This window comes from Leucobacter sp. GX24907 (assembly GCF_053567335.1).
Genome location: NZ_JBSGPD010000002.1, coordinates 73399 through 88575, shown reverse-complemented (window position 1 = coordinate 88575; position 15177 = coordinate 73399). Strand labels below are relative to the sequence as shown.

Annotated in this window: 14 protein-coding genes; 3 read left to right on the top strand and 11 right to left on the bottom strand. The window is 64.4% G+C overall.

All coding sequences use genetic code 11. The features are described 5' to 3' along the window. Positions 1-5 precede the first annotated feature (5 nt). From ACUYV6_RS03290 to ACUYV6_RS03260, 7 genes are all read right to left on the bottom strand, one after another. Entirely contained in the window at positions 6-218 is a 213-nt protein-coding gene (locus ACUYV6_RS03290) for a hypothetical protein (protein ID WP_449277228.1), read from the bottom strand. 65 nt (positions 219-283) lie between these two features. Continuing rightward, the gene (locus tag ACUYV6_RS03285; protein WP_449277227.1) at positions 284-1537 is read right to left on the bottom strand and encodes a glutamate-5-semialdehyde dehydrogenase; all 1254 of its coding nucleotides are present in this window, start codon (positions 1535-1537) and stop codon (positions 284-286) included. A gap of 63 nt (positions 1538-1600) precedes the next feature. Next, positions 1601-2380: a glutamate 5-kinase gene (proB, locus tag ACUYV6_RS03280; RefSeq protein WP_449277226.1), complete on the bottom strand. Its 780-nt coding sequence runs from the start codon at positions 2378-2380 to the stop codon at positions 1601-1603. After that, positions 2377-3879: a GTPase ObgE gene (obgE, locus tag ACUYV6_RS03275; RefSeq protein WP_449277225.1), complete on the bottom strand. Its 1503-nt coding sequence runs from the start codon at positions 3877-3879 to the stop codon at positions 2377-2379. Before obgE ends, proB begins: the two co-directional genes overlap by 4 nt. Before the next feature lie 96 nt (positions 3880-3975). Next, on the bottom strand, positions 3976-4230 hold the full coding sequence (gene rpmA / locus ACUYV6_RS03270; protein WP_449277224.1) for a 50S ribosomal protein L27: 255 nt from the start codon (positions 4228-4230) through the stop codon (positions 3976-3978). A gap of 39 nt (positions 4231-4269) precedes the next feature. Then, positions 4270-4578 carry a 50S ribosomal protein L21 gene (gene rplU, locus ACUYV6_RS03265; protein ID WP_449277223.1) on the bottom strand — a complete coding sequence of 103 codons (309 nt, stop codon included), beginning with the start codon at positions 4576-4578 and terminating at the stop codon, positions 4270-4272. A 143-nt stretch (positions 4579-4721) separates the two neighbouring features. After that, positions 4722-7094: an Rne/Rng family ribonuclease gene (locus ACUYV6_RS03260; RefSeq protein WP_449277222.1), complete on the bottom strand. Its 2373-nt coding sequence runs from the start codon at positions 7092-7094 to the stop codon at positions 4722-4724. A 245-nt stretch (positions 7095-7339) separates the two neighbouring features. On the opposite strand from ACUYV6_RS03260, the gene ACUYV6_RS03255 reads away from it, so the two are divergent. After that, positions 7340-7948, top strand: a complete 609-nt coding sequence (locus tag ACUYV6_RS03255) for a vitamin K epoxide reductase family protein (RefSeq protein WP_449277221.1) — start codon at positions 7340-7342, stop codon at positions 7946-7948. Here the strand turns inward: ACUYV6_RS03255 and coaE are convergent. Together coaE and rpsA are read right to left on the bottom strand one after the other, a co-directional pair. Next, positions 7893-8546, bottom strand: a complete 654-nt coding sequence (gene coaE, locus ACUYV6_RS03250; protein WP_449277220.1) for a dephospho-CoA kinase — start codon at positions 8544-8546, stop codon at positions 7893-7895. The two genes, ACUYV6_RS03255 and coaE, sit on opposite strands and share 56 nt — an antisense overlap. A 132-nt stretch (positions 8547-8678) precedes the next feature. After that, on the bottom strand, positions 8679-10130 hold the full coding sequence (gene rpsA, locus ACUYV6_RS03245) for a 30S ribosomal protein S1 (protein ID WP_449277219.1): 1452 nt from the start codon (positions 10128-10130) through the stop codon (positions 8679-8681). Positions 10131-10312: 182 nt separating this feature from the next. Here rpsA and ACUYV6_RS03240 point away from each other — a divergent pair, with 182 nt between their 5' ends. Continuing rightward, entirely contained in the window at positions 10313-11230 is a 918-nt protein-coding gene (locus ACUYV6_RS03240; protein ID WP_449277218.1) for a pseudouridine synthase, read from the top strand. 24 nt (positions 11231-11254) lie between these two features. Here the strand turns inward: ACUYV6_RS03240 and polA are convergent, their stop codons facing one another. Next, on the bottom strand, positions 11255-13876 hold the full coding sequence (polA, locus tag ACUYV6_RS03235; RefSeq protein WP_449277548.1) for a DNA polymerase I: 2622 nt from the start codon (positions 13874-13876) through the stop codon (positions 11255-11257). Between the two features lie 119 nt (positions 13877-13995). Here polA and ACUYV6_RS03230 point away from each other — a divergent pair, with 119 nt between their 5' ends. Further along, positions 13996-14433: a PaaI family thioesterase gene (locus ACUYV6_RS03230; RefSeq protein WP_449277217.1), complete on the top strand. Its 438-nt coding sequence runs from the start codon at positions 13996-13998 to the stop codon at positions 14431-14433. A gap of 73 nt (positions 14434-14506) precedes the next feature. Here ACUYV6_RS03230 and ACUYV6_RS03225 read toward each other — a convergent pair whose 3' ends face one another. Continuing rightward, entirely contained in the window at positions 14507-15112 is a 606-nt protein-coding gene (locus tag ACUYV6_RS03225) for an ANTAR domain-containing response regulator (RefSeq protein ID WP_449277216.1), read from the bottom strand. Positions 15113-15177: the final 65 nt, after the last annotated feature.

The window sequence follows — 15177 nt, the reverse complement described above, 5'->3', positions numbered from 1 at the left end:
GTGGTTTAATGCCCCTGGGAGCCGCCGTGCTCGCGCGCGTACGCCTCTGCCTTTTCCGAGTGGCGGTTCGCCACGTCTCGGAAGCTGAAGACGATACCCGCGAGAATGGTGAACGTGGCGAGCACCGCCGCCCCGAATACCCAGCCGGGAAACGGCAGCTCGTTGACGATGTGGTGCCCCTCTTCGGCGGCAGCGGTGATCGTTGCGAGAAGTGACATTCGACGTTCCTCAGTCTGGTGGTGTGCGGTGTACTGGACTCAGTCTAGCGTCTCGAAGGCGTGAACTAGCGAATCTGGCCGGAGCCACGCACGAGCCACTTCGTGCTCGTCAGTTCCGGCAGCCCCATCGGTCCGCGTGCGTGGAGCTTCTGCGTTGAGATCCCCACCTCAGCACCGAAGCCGAACTCGCCACCGTCAGTGAATCGAGTCGAAGCGTTGACCATCACCGCGGCCGAGTCGACCTCGGCCAGGAACCGCTCAGCATTGGCGTAGTCGCTCGTCACAATGCACTCGGTGTGGTGCGTCGAATACCGTTCGATGTGCAGCAACGCTTCGTCCAGGGAGTCGACCACGCGAACCCCCATTTCGAGGGCGAGATGCTCCGTCTCCCACGTGGCATCCCCTGCCCTCTCGAGATCTGGGACGAGTTCACGGGCCCCTTCGTCTCCGCTCAGCACGACACCCGAGTTCTGCAGCTCGCGAACGAGCCTCGACAACAGTCTCGGCGCGGCCTCCCGATGCACGAGGAGCGTCTCGGCCGCGTTGCACACGCTCGGACGATGGGTCTTCGAGTTGAGCGCGATCGCAACCGCCTGCTCCTCGTCAGCACTCGCGTCGATGAAGACGTGAACGATTCCGGATCCTGTCTCGATCACCGGCACCGTCGACTCTTGCACGACTGTGCTGATGAGGCCGGCGCTTCCGCGCGGTATGAGCACATCGACGTACCCGCGAGCGCGCATCAGTCGCGCTGCGCCCTCCCGCCCGAACGGATCGATCGTCTGCACCGCTTCCCCGTCGAGGCCCGCGCGTGAAATCGCCTTCTGAATCAAGCCGACGAGCACACGGTTCGACTGCTCCGCCGCGCTGCCACCACGGAGCACGACGCCGTTGCCGCTCTTCAGCGCGAGTGCGGCGATGTCGACGGTCACGTTGGGGCGCGCCTCATAGATGGCACCAATCACACCGAAGGGCACGCGCACCTGATTGATGGCGATCCCATTGGCGAGCGTGCTGCCACGTACGACCTGCCCCACCGGGTCCGGCAGAGCAATCACATCGCGCACCGCACGGGCCAAACCGCGTAGACGGTCTTCGTCGAGCAGCAATCGGTCGAGAAGTCCTTGGGCAAGCCCTGACGCGCGGCCCGTTTCAAGATCGAGGGCGTTTGCCGCGACGACTTCGTCGATGCCTTGCTCGATTGCATCCGCAATTGCCGCCAGCGCATCATTCTTCTGTTGCGTCGTCGCGTGCGCGAGGGAACGTGCGCCCTGGCGCACCTGATCGAGCAGTGTGACGAAAGGATCCGTACCGTGCATATCGAAAGCATATCGGCCGGCTCGCAGAGGTCTCGCAGCTGCCGCAGCGCGAGCATGACTCCCTTACGGGGCGGCAGCGAACCTCGTACCGTGATCCGCACCATCGAGTACCGCTGAGAGCAGCCGGGCTTCAGTCAGCAGCGCCGTTGCCCCAGCCTCCGCGGCGAGCCTGGCAGCCTGCACCTTGGTGCGTGCGCCGCCGGTGCCCCAGCCAGACAGGGCCTCACCGATCTCCACATGCTCCAGCTCATCGCCGTATTCCACCACCGGAATGCGTTCGGCCCCGACAGTCGTGGGAGGGGCGGTGTAGAGGGCGTCTACGTCCGAGAGCAGCACCAACTGATCGGCTCCGACCAGGCGAGACACGAGCGCCGCGAGACGGTCGTTGTCTCCGAATCGGATCTCGTGAGTGGCGACCGTGTCATTCTCATTGATGATCGGGAGTATGCGGAGATTCAGCAGTCGCTCGATCGCGCGCTTCGCGTTGCCGCGGTGTGTCGGGTTGTCCAGATCATGCGCTGTGAGGAGCACTTGGCCCGCAACGATGTCGTGACTGCTGAGGGCGCGCTGGTACCGGTTCACCAGGATGTTCTGCCCGACCGCCGCCGCGGCCTGCTGTGTGGCGAGGTCGTCTGGGCGTGCTTCCAGCCGCAGAAAGGGCACACCTGTCGCGATCGCGCCGCTCGACACGAGAATCACTTCGGCGCCCGCGGCGGTCATACGCGCGAGCGCACTGACGAGGTGCGGAATCTGGCCCGAGTTATCACCGCTGATCGACGAGGAGCCGACTTTCACCACGACGCGTCGTGCGGAGAGGAGTCGTGCGCCGTGCGATTCGCTCACTGCTCACTCCACAGCCCGGCTTCGCGCTCACGCTCAAGCTCCGCACGAGCTTCGGCCTTCGCGTCCATGCGCTCGTGATACCCGGCGCGGCGCTGCTTGTTGGTGCGTCGATCACTCGCGTCGATGCGATCGTCGGTCCCGCGAGCACCCACCTGCACCTCAGCGGCACTCGTCACCGTGGGCTCCCAGTCGAAGACGACACCCGAGCCGGGGCCGATCACGACCGTCGATCCGGCAACTGCGCCAGCCTTGACCAGCGCGTCCTCGATTCCGATCTTCTGCAAGCGGTCTGCCAGGTACCCGACGGCCTCGTCATTCGCGAAGTCGGTCTGCTCCACCCAACGCTCAGGCTTGACACCGAGTACCCGGAAAAGCGTGCCATAGGTGCCGCCCTCGGTAGCGATGCGGAAGCCGCGGTCGTCGACGCGCTTGGCCTGCAACACAATGCGAGGCTGCACCGGTTCCGCTTCAAGTGCGCGTGAACGGGCCTGTTCCACCAGTTCGGCAAGGGCGAAGCTCAACTCGCGCAGACCCTCTCGCGCGACAGTGGAGATCTCGAAGACTCGGTACCCCTGCGCCTCCAGCTCAGGGCGAACGAAGTCGGCGAGTTCACGCGCCTCAGGAACATCGATCTTGTTGAGCGCGACGAGCTGCGGGCGCTCGAGCAGCGGAAGCTGGCCTTCGGGAACGGGATACGCGGCGAGTTCACGCCGAATCACCTCAAGATCAGATACCGGATCACGCCCGGGCTCGAGGGTCGCGCAGTCGAGTACGTGCAACAGGGCGCTGCACCGTTCGACGTGGCGCAGGAAGTCCAGGCCGAGCCCCTTACCTTCGCTGGCGCCCTCGATCAGTCCGGGAACGTCGGCAACGGTGAAGCGGTGCTCCCCCGCCTGAACCACCCCGAGGTTGGGGTGCAACGTGGTGAAGGGATAGTCAGCGATCTTCGGCTTCGCGGCACTCATCGCGGCGATGAGGCTCGACTTGCCTGCGGATGGATAACCGACGAGCGCCACATCGGCGATGGTCTTGAGTTCGAGTGTGACGCTCCCGGCCCAACCCGTCGTGCCGAGGAGCGCGAAGCCCGGGGCCTTCCGCTTCGTACTGGCGAGTGCGGCGTTGCCGAGTCCTCCGAGACCGCCTTCGGCGACCACGTATCGTGTGCCAGCTTCGACCAGGTCGACGAGAGTCTCCCCGTCCGAACCTTTGACGACGGTGCCCACAGGCACGGAGAGCGTGAGCTCCGCACCGTTGGTACCAGCGCGATGATCACCCATCCCGAATCCGCCGTTCTCCGCGGATCGGTGAGGTCGGCGGTGGAAGTCGAGCAGCGTCGTGACCTGCGGATCGGCGTACAGCACGATGTTGCCGCCGTGCCCGCCGTTGCCGCCGTCGGGACCAGCGAGCGGCTTGAACTTCTCTCGCTTCACTGACACGCAGCCGTCGCCGCCGCGGCCGGCCTGCAGGTGCACCTGCACTCGATCAACGAACGTGACCATGCGCGTTCCCAACTCCCTATGCTGTTCGAGCTACGTATCTCACCCCAGATACGGCAAAAGGCGAGCCGAAGCCCGCCTTGCCGTTATCGCTTCCGCTTAGGCGGCTGCGACGATGTTGACGACCTTGCGGCCGCCCTTCGCACCGAACTCGACCTCGCCAGCGGCAAGAGCGAAGAGGGTGTCATCGCCACCACGGCCGACATTGGCACCCGGGTGGAAGCGCGTACCGCGCTGGCGCACGAGGATCTCGCCAGCGTTCACCTGCTGGCCGCCGAAGCGCTTCACGCCGAGGTACTGCGGGTTGGAGTCGCGGCCGTTCTTGCTGGAGCCGACGCCCTTCTTTGATGCCATGAGTCTCTACTCCTTTGGTAAATCTCTACAGAAAATCGGTTACTTGATGCCGGTGATCTTGAGGCGGGTCAGATCCTGGCGGTGACCCTGACGGGACTTGTAACCGGTCTTGTTCTTGTAGCGCTGGATCACGATCTTCGGGCCACGGAGGTCGTTGAGCACCTCAGCGGTGACCTTCACCTTCGCGAGCTTGGAGGCGTCGGTGGTGATCGTGTCACCGTCGACGAGCAGCACGGCGGGCAGCTCGAGCTCACCCTGGGCGTCACCCGCAATACGGTTCACCGTGATGATCGAACCGACCTCAACCTTCTCCTGCCGACCACCGGCGCGCACTACTGCGTAAACCACTTGTCACCCTTTTCTCGAGGATCTTCTTGCCCGCGAACGTCGACTCTCGCCGCGTTCCAAGTCTGCGTACCTGCCATATGAATGGCACAACGCTCTATGATATCGCGAACACTGAGGTCCGGTCAAATGTGTCCGGGCGCGTGTCACTGCGTCGGCCGGGATTTTGCTCTGGCAGTCGCGTCCAGCGCGGAGTCGAGCGCGAGCTGCGCTTCTTCCGCATCACGCACGGGCGTCGCCTCGCGACCGCCCCGTAGCGGTGCCGTCGAGACACGCCGGCTACGCGCCCGACCCGTTCCTGCGGGCGGCGCCTCCGGAAGCGCGCTCAGCACGGAGTCGAGCAAGTTCCCCTCGGCCTTCGCCGAGCCCTCCTCAGGGTCCGAAGCCGACTTTCCCGCGATGGTCGACGCCGCAACTTGCGCGAGCATGTTCTTCGCGCCATCGGTGATGGCATGGGTCTGGGGCGCGCTCGTCTGCTGCGCGCCGCCGTTCTGGCGGGAACCGCCCGACTGCTGCGGCTGGTGCCCCTTTCCACGCTTGCCACCAGTGCCGCGCGAATTGCCCGAGCCCCCGTGCTTCGCAACCGGCTCATGGTGCACGATCAAGCCGCGGCCAGCGCAGACTTCGCACGGCTCACTAAAGGATTCGAGAAGCCCGAGACCAAGCTTCTTCCGAGTCATCTGCACGAGCCCAAGCGAGGTCACCTCAGCGACCTGATGCTTCGTGCGGTCGCGGCTCAAGCATTCGACCATGCGCCGCAGCACAAGGTCACGGTTCGACTCGAGCACCATGTCGATGAAGTCGACGACGATAATGCCGCCGATGTCGCGCAAGCGCAGCTGCCGCACGATCTCCTCAGCTGCCTCGAGGTTGTTCTTGGTGACCGTCTCCTCGAGATTGCCACCCGAACCCACGAACTTGCCGGTGTTCACGTCGACCACTGTCATCGCCTCGGTCCGGTCGATGACGAGCGAACCGCCCGACGGCAGCCAGACCTTCCGGTCGAGCGCCTTCGCGATCTGCTCGGAGATTCGGTACTCGTCGAAGACGTCCCTCTCCCCTTCGTAGCGTTCAACGCGCTGCAGCAGATCCGGAGCTACTTGCGTCAGGTAGTCCTCGATCGTACGGTAGGTCGTATCGCCGGCGATGATCATCTTGTGGAAGTCCTCGTTGAAGACGTCACGCACGATCTTGATGAGCATGTCGGGTTCGGAGTGCAGCAGAAGCGGCGCGCCGCCCTTCTCGACCCGACTCTGAATCGACTCCCACTGCCGCGTGAGTCGCTGCACATCATGGGTGAGCTGATCCTCGCTCGCCCCCTCCGCCGCGGTCCGCACGATCACACCTGCGCCGCTCGGCAGAACTTCCTTCAGGATCTTCTTGAGACGCGCCCGCTCGGTGTCCGGCAGTTTCCGCGAGATGCCGTTCATCGCACCGCCCGGCACATAGACCAGGAAGCGGCCCGGTAACGAGATCTGACTGGTCAGACGCGCACCCTTGTGGCCGACTGGATCCTTCGTGACCTGCACAAGCACCTGATCGCCAGGCTTGAGCGCGTTCTCAATCTTGCGGGCGGTGTTTCCACCCTCGAATTCGGACCAGTCGACCTCGCCGGAGTAGAGCACCGCATTGCGACCCCGCCCGATATCGACGAAGGCGGCCTCCATGCTCGGCAGCACATTCTGCACGCGCCCCAGGTAGACGTTTCCGATCAGCGAAGTTTCGCTCGAACGGGCGACATAGTGCTCGACGAGCACCTTGTCTTCCATCACACCGATCTGAATGCGGTCGGCAGTCGTCCGCACGATCATCTCGCGGTCGACTGCCTCGCGGCGTGCCAGAAACTCGGACTCGGTGATGACGACCCTGCGACGACCCGCATCGCGTCCATCGCGTCGACGCTGCTTCTTCGCTTCGAGTCGCGTGGAGCCCTTCACCTTCTGCGGTTCCGTGATGACGGGCGCCTGACGTGGCTGCGCGCGCTGGGGAGGCTCATCGCGGCCCTCGCCCGTACTGCGTCGGCGGCGGCGGCGAGACGACCCGTCACGATCCTGCAGGTCGTCGTGCTCTGCTCGCTCATCGTCACCGAAGCGGCCGTCGAGCATCTCATCGAGCTGTCGCAGCTCGCTGCGACGCGGACGCGGAGGGACCGGTGGCACATCGGGAGCCAGGAAGACGAGACGCGTCGTAGCCCGGAATCGCTCCTCCGGGCTCAGATCTTCGAGGCGAGGGAGCAGCGCGGTTCCGCTGGCTTCCGCTTCCGCAGCGCCGGTGGCTTCCCCCGTGCCGGTTGCCTCCGCGATGCCGCCAGCTTCCGCGGTGCCGCCGACTTCCGCAGCTTCGGCGACGACGCCCTCCTCCGCCGGAGAACTCGTGACTACATCCGCCTGCCCTTCTGAGGCCGCGTCCGAGGCCACTTCCTGCTCGGCTCCTCCCCCGGTGTCAGGGGCCGAGCGCTCACTGCTCCGCTGTTCTGTCTGTGATTCTTCTGCTTCGTATGTGTTCTCTTCATTCACCATCGCTGGTGTGCTCCTCATAAACCGGGAGATCTATGCCTCTTACCGGGAATCCATTCGCTTCGGCCTTGGCCGTCGATCTCAACTTTCCGCGAGGCGTGCCTCGCGCTCGGTCGTGCAGACCGGGTCCCACCTTTCGGCGTTCAAAAGACTGTACGTGCGCCACGCATCATGCGCGTCGTGCATCGGGCTCCATTATGACATGGCGCTCACCCGACTCGCAGAAGCGCCGCACTAGGATTCGTGGTATGACGGCCACAGGAACCGGTACACGCCCTCCGATCGGATTCGCGGTATCCACGATCGTCCTCGGCGTGATCGGCTGGTTCGCATCATTCGAACTGCTGACCGAGTACATCAGCACTCTGGTGAACCCGGCGCACGTGCCGAACTGCAATATCAATCCACTCGTCACTTGCGGGCCGAACATGGAGTCCTGGCAGGGATCCATATTCGGGTTCAGCAACACGATCATCGGGGTCAGCGCATTCGTCGCCCCCGTTGCCGTGGGTGTTGCACTGTTGGCCGGAGCACGCTTTGCGCCGTGGTTCTGGCGCCTCTACCAGCTCGGTCTGCTGGGCGGATTCGCGCTCATCTGCTGGTTGTCGTATCAGAGCGTGTTCAACCTCGGCACGATGTGCCCCTGGTGCATGGTCGTGTGGACTGTCATGATCCCGCTCTTCTGGTCGACGCTGTTCCGTCCGACTGCCGTCGGAGACGTGCCGGCTGGGCACATGCTCACCCGCTTCTCGCAGACGATGCACTCGTGGACGTGGGTGCTCGTACTGGTGACCTACATCATCATTGCCGCGATGGCTCAGTTCCAGCTGTCCTGGATCCCTCGTGCATTCCTCTGATCCGATCCCACAGCCGGTCGGTCTGCGCGACGGTCTCCGACTCAGTAGCTGAGGTATCGATGACGATGTCGGCGATGGACCTGCGATCCTCGTCACTCGCCTGACTGCCGATTCTTCTCTCAGCCTCAGTCCGGTCCATGCCCCGAAGCTCGACGAGACGTTCTGCTCTCGTCCGCGCGTCGGCCTCGGCGACGACAATCAGGTCCCAAGCGCCTCCCTCAGGTGGCAGCGCGCCGGTCTCTACGAGCAGCGGAATCTCGTATGCGATCACAGCATCCGGATCAGCAGCCCGAGCTTCGGCAATACGCTTCCCGGCCAGGTCGCGCACCTCCGGATGCACGATCGCGTTGAGCGCGGAGAGCCGATCCTGGTCTCCGAAGACGTGCGCACCGAGCTTCGCGCGATCCAGCGATCCGTCGGCCGCCACCATGCTCTCGCCGAACTCCGCGACGATACGTGCCAGGCCTGAACTTCCCTGCGCCACCGCCTCACGGGCGAGCTGATCAGCATCGATTCTGACGGCGCCGAGCGCTTCCAGTCGCCGACCGATGGTGGACTTTCCGGCGGCGATGCCACCCGTCAATGCGATGAGAGTCACCCGGGCAGTGTATCGCTTCGACGCGACAGACGGAGCAGGTGATCCAGGTCGGGCGCAGACGGCGAAGGACCCGGTCTCCTCGCGGAGACCGGGTCCTTCGTGACCTATTTTCCCCGGGTCGGGGAATTCGGCTTAGTTGCCCTCGAGCTGAGCCTTCAGCGCGGCAAGCGCCTCATCGTCAGCGAGCGCACCGGCCGAAGCCGAGTCGTTCGAGAAGTTCGAAGCGGGCGCCTCGGCTGCGGGAGCGGCAGCAGCCTCGACGAGCGACGCGGCAACCTGCTTCTTGTGAGCCTCCCAGCGAGACTGGGCAGCAGCGTACTCCTGCTCCCACTTCTCGCGCTGCGACTCGAAGCCTTCCTTCCACTCCTGAGTCTCCGGGTCGAAGCCCTCGGGGTACTTGTACTCACCGTTCTCGTCGTACTCCGTGGTCATGCCGTACAGAGCCGGGTCGAACTCGGTGCCCTCGGGGTCGACGCCCTCGTTGGCCTGCTTGAGGCTGAGGGAGATACGACGGCGGTCGAGGTCGATGTCGATGATCTTGACGAAGACCTCCTGGCCGGCCTGGACGACCTGCTCGGCGAGCTCGACGTGCTGATCCGACAGCTCCGAGATGTGCACGAGGCCCTCGATGCCGTCTGCGACGCGCACGAACGCGCCGAAGGGAACGAGCTTGGTGACGACGCCCGGGGCGATCTGACCGATCGCGTGGGTGCGGGCGAAGACCTGCCACGGGTCCTCCTGGGTCGCCTTGAGCGACAGCGAGACGCGCTCACGGTCGTGCTCGACCGAAAGCACCTCGACGGTGACCTCCTGGCCAACCTCGACGACGTCGGAGGCGTGCTCGATGTGCTTCCACGAGAGCTCGGAGACGTGCACGAGGCCGTCCACGCCACCCAGGTCGACGAACGCACCGAAGTTGACGATCGACGAGATAACACCCTTGCGCACCTGGCCGGGCTTGAGCTCGGCGAGGAACGACGAACGGGTCGCCGACTGGGTCTCCTCGAGGAGCGCACGGCGCGAGAGAACCACGTTGTTGCGGTTCTTGTCGAGCTCGAGGATCTTCGCCTCGATCTCCTGGCCGAGGTACGGGGTCAGGTCACGCACACGGCGCAGCTCGATGAGCGAAGCCGGGAGGAAGCCGCGGAGCCCGATATCGACGATGAGACCGCCCTTGACGACCTCGATGACGGTGCCGGTGACGACGCCCTCGTTCTCCTTGATCTTCTCGACATCGCCCCAGGCGCGCTCGTACTGGGCGCGCTTCTTCGACAGGATGAGGCGGCCTTCCTTGTCCTCCTTCTGGAGAACGAGCGCCTCGACGGCGTCGCCGACCTCGACGACCTCGTCGGGGTTGATGTCATGCTTGATGGAAAGCTCGCGCGAGGGGATGACGCCCTCGGTCTTGTACCCCACGTCGAGCAGCACCTCGTCGCGGTCGATCTTCACGACAGTGCCCTCGATGAGGTCGCCGTCGTTGAAGAACTTCAGGGTCTTCTCGACCGCGGCAAGGAAGTCGTCGGCCGAGCCGATGTCGTTGATCGCGACCTGCTTGCTTGCCTTGTCGGTCGTTGCGTTCGTCATGTAATTGGTCTCCAGAATGGACAGGGTGTTCAGGCGGCAATCGCGGGTCGGCGCGTGCGCGAGACCTTCGAATGCGATGGCCGCATTTGGACAGGTGTAAACCGCCACAGATGTGACATCTCAGTCTATCCCGATGACACGCCCGGATTCAAGCGCACTTGAGGGGTCACTAGGCTACTCGCGTGCCTCCTCGCTCTCCGCTGCCCCAGCGCCACGGTCTCGACGCTGCCTGGATGCGTACGCCGAACCGCGTGCGCGGTGCCGCCGACCCCGCCGAGACGATGCTCGATTGGCTGATGACCAGGATCCCGGCCGCAGCCGACCCCGCGCGGATGGCCGCGTCTGGTCGCTTCGTCTACGAGGACGGCTCTGTACTCAGGCCTGACGATCCGTACCGCCCGCATACGTTCGTCTGGTTCCATCGAGATCTGCGCGACGAACCCGAAGTACCCGGCAGCATCCGACTGGTGCATCGTGACGAACGCATCGTCGTCGCCGACAAGCCTCCGTTCCTCTCGTCGATTCCGCGCGGCCGGCACGTCATGCAGAGTGTCGTCGTGCGTTTGCGCAAGGAATTGCAGCTCCCCGAGTTGACCCCCGCACACCGTTTGGACCGGGTCACTTCCGGCCTGTTGGTGCTCACGACCGAACGCAGGTGGCGGGGCGCTTATCAGTCGCTGTTCCAGGACCAAGCCGTCGAGAAGACCTATCGGGCGCTCGCCCGCATAGATCCGTCGCTCGAGCTGCCTCGAACGGTCACCGATCACATCGCGAAGCAACGGGGCGTATTCCAGGCGGCCGTCGTGCCCGATGCGTCACCGAATGCTCGCACGCTCGTCGAGCTCGAGCAGGATCGCGGAGACGGCACCGGGGTGTACCGTTTGACTCCGGCGACCGGTCGCACGCACCAACTGCGGGTCCACATGCACGGGCTCGGCATCCCGATCCTTGGTGATCCGCTCTACCCAGAGGTACTCGATGTCGACGTCGACGACTTCTCGACGCCACTGCAACTGCTCGCAAGTGAGCTCTCATTTCGAGATCCGATCGATGGCTCACGCCGAGCATTCAGGAGCGGCCGTTCAGTTCCGATCGCTTGAGCGACTGATGGCAGCGCAGGCCGATCAGTGGGCTGCAGCGTTCCAGTTCGGGCCGCGTCCGACCTGGACCTCGAGCGGTACCGACAGGTCCGCGGCTCCAGCCATCTCCTCCCGCACGATCGACTCGAGCCGATCCCACTCCCCCTCGGCGACCTCGAACATGAGCTCGTCATGGATCTGCAACAGCATGCGCGAAGAGAGTTCGGCCTCCTGGATGCGGCGCTCGACCTGCACCATGGCTCGCTTGATGATGTCGGCCGCGGAGCCCTGTATGGGCGCGTTCAGTGCGGCGCGCTCAGCGTTCTCGCGGAGGATTCGGTTGGGGCTCGCCAAGTCGGGGAACGGACGGCGTCGCCCGAAGATCGTCTCGGTGAAGGTGTCACGTTTCGCCTGATCCACAACGGAGCGGAGGTAGTCCCGCACCCCACCGAAGCGCTCGAAGTAATCTTCCATGAGCTGCCGCGCCTCGGGTGCGGAGATTCCCAGCTGCTTGGAGAGCCCGAACGCCGAGAGCCCGTATGCGAGGCCGTACGACATGGCCTTCACCTTGCTGCGCTGTTCGTTCGTGACCTCTTCGGGTGCCACCCCGAAGATGCGCGCGCCGACAAAGCGGTGGAGATCCTCGCCCTCATTGAAGGCCTGGATGAGTCCCTCATCGCCCGAGAGATGCGCCATGATGCGCATCTCGATCTGGGAGTAGTCGGCAGTCATGAGGCACTCGAACTCGGGCGCGTGCGTGAAGACCTCGCGAATGCGTCGTCCTTCTTCCGAGCGCACCGGGATATTCTGCAGATTCGGATCAGCCGAAGCCAGCCGCCCGGTGCTCGCGCCGGTCTGCACGAGTGTGGTGTGGATCCGCTGGTCATCGCCGACTGCCTTGATCAGCGTCTCGACGATCTGCCTCAGCTTGTTCGCATCGCGGTGCGCGAGCAGCGCATCGAGGAACGGGTGCGGGTTCTTGACCTGCAAGTCGGCCAGCGCCGCGGCATCGGTCGTGTACCCGCTCTTCGTCTTGCGGGTCTTCGGCATGTCGAGCTGCTCGAAGAGCACCTCTTGCAGCTGCTTCGGCGACGACAGGTTGACCTCTCGCCCAATGGCGTCGAACGCCTGCCGCTCGTATCCAGCCACGCGTTCCTTGAGCTCGGCCTCCTGCGCCTGCAGCACGGGCAGGTCGATCTCGACGCCGCGCTCCTCGAGTGCCGCGAGCACGGGAGTCAGCGGCAGCTCGATCTCGGTGTAGATCTCTCCGGTGCGCGATTGGAAGCGCTCGACAAGCGAGGCATGCGCCCGCACCAGGTACCAGGCGAGTTCTGGCAGCGTCGCGATGCTGCCCTCCTCCGGCACCAGCTGATTCGGATCCCCCTCCGGCACCTGCTCGCCGAGGAAGCGGAATGCGAGCTCCGCGATCGTCTTCTCAGCCGTCTGCGGGCGCAGCAGCCACGCACCGAGCAGGGCGTCTCCGGCGATACCTCCGATTGCCACGTCGAACTCATGCACGAGCTCGATCTGCGATTTCGCGTCCCAGAACACCTTGGGCGCGTCGGATGCAAGCCACCGCTCGAAGATCGCATAGTCTCTCCCGCCTGGCTGCCAGTGCAGGTGCACGGCGGAATCTGCAGTCGCAAGACCGACATCGAGGCCGGCACCCGCGCGTTCGATGAGGATCGCCGGCGCTTCGGCGCGATCGAGCCATGCGCCGAGTTCCTCGTCGATCAGGTTCTTCGACTCGGGCTTCACCGGCGCGAGATCGACGGCAGCCTGCGTGCCGGCCACCGGCACCTCGGCGCCGGCGAGCTTCGCGACGCGCTGCAGGAGCGTGCGGAACTCGAGCTGCGCGAACACGGCCTGCACCTCCGACATGTCGATGTCGCCGCGCGTCAGGTCCTCGATCTCGACCTCGAGCTCGACATCGCGCACGAGACGGTTGAGCCGACGGTTCCGTACGGCGAGGTGAGCATGCTCACGCAGGCTTTCACCGACCTTGCCGGTGACCTCGTCCTGCCTGCGCAAGACCTCGTCAAGCGATCCGAACTGGTTGATCCACTTCACGGCCGTCTTCTCGCCCACTCGCGGGATGCCGGGCAGGTTGTCGCTTGTTTCACCGACGAGCGCGGCGATCTCGGGGTATTGCTCCGGGCGCACGCCGTAGCGCTCCATCACCTTGTCTGCGTCGTACCGCGTGAGTTCGCTCACGCCCTGCTTCGACGGGTACAGCAGGGTGATCCGATCGTCTACGAGCTGAATCGTGTCGCGATCTCCAGAAACGACGAGTACGCGGTACCCCTGGTCGGCACCCCGGGTCGCAAGCGTCGCAAGAATGTCGTCGGCCTCGTAGTTCTCTTTCTCGAGGGTCCGGATCCCCATCGCATGCAGTGCTTCTTGCAGCAGCGGGATCTGCCCCTTGAACTCGGGCGGAGTCTCGCCCCGTGTGCCCTTGTACTCGGGGTACTCCTCCGTGCGGAACGAGTGCCGGGAGATGTCGAAGGCGACTGCGAGTGCATCGGGGCGCTCGTTTCCCAACAGGTTGATGAGCATTGCGATGAAGCCGTGGATCGCATTGGTGTGCTGCCCGGTCTGAGTCTGGAAGCTGTCGACCGGCAGCGCGTAGAAGGCTCGGAAGGCCAGTGAATGGCCGTCGATGATCATGAGGGTAGGCTGAGGATTCGACACGGCACCAGCCTACAATCCGCCGCGGCTTCAGCGCTCGGAATTACTCCTCGATGCGGGCGTTTCCCATGCGCTCGACCGACTCGAAAGGGACACCTATGACGCAGCAGAACCTGATCCCCGAGCCCGAGGGCGCTGGCCCCGATTTTCTCGCGTGGCTCGGAGTCGGCGCGCTTGCCGAGAAGATGAACATCGAAGTGACCGAGTTCACTCGCGACCGGGTGGTCGCGACGATGCCGGTCGAAGGCAACACGCAGCCGACCGGGATCCTGCACGGCGGCGCCCATGTCGTACTCGGCGAGACGCTCGGCTCGGTGCATGCCAACTACGTCGCACCTGAGGGCTATGTCGGCGTCGGCGTCGATGTGAATGCGACCCATACGGCACCTGCTGCCGCAGGGGTCGTCACCGCAGTCTGCACACCCATCAAGCTCGGTCGTTCGATGACCGTGCACGAGATCGTCATCACCGGCGAAGACGGTCGCCGCTGCTCGACCGTGCGCATCACGAATCACTACACGCGCATCAGGCGGTAACTCGCAAGCGCATACGCGTGAGGCCTTGATCCGGCTCTACTGAGCTGCCGGATCAAGGCCTCACTTGCGTGTGTCAGTCCTTCTTCGGACCAAGCTGGTCGATGATGGTCTTCGCCACATCCTGCATCGTCAGGCGGCGGTCCATGGAAGCCTTCTGAATCCAACGGAACGCCTCGGGCTCGCTCAGGCCCATCTTGTCGTTCAGAATCCCCTTCGCCCGGTCGACGAGCTTGCGCGTCTCGAACCGTTCGGCCAGGTCACTGACCTCGTTCTCAAGAGCGGTGATCTGCTGGAAGCGCGACAGCGCGATCTCGATTGCCGGAAGCAGATCGGCAGGGGTGAACGGCTTCACCACATAGGCGAGCGCACCAGCCTCAGAGGCCCGCTCCACCAGTTCGCGCTGGCTGAATGCGGTCAGCAGCACGACGGGTGCGATGTGCTCCTTGTTGATCTGCTCAGCGGCGGAGATGCCATCGAGCTGCGGCATCTTGACGTCCATCACTACAAGGTCAGGACGGAGCTCCTTCACGAGTCGCACCGCGGTCTCGCCGTCACCGGCCTCGCCGACAACGTCGAAACCGTTATCGCGCAGAGTCTCGACGATGTCGAGACGGATCAGGGACTCATCCTCCGCGACGACGACGCGGCGGGTCTTCGGTGTACTGGTCTGGTCATTCACGTCGTCCACCCTAGCGCAGAGTCGCGGGGTTTCGATGTGAGCGCCGACGAGCGGTCTCAAGGTGC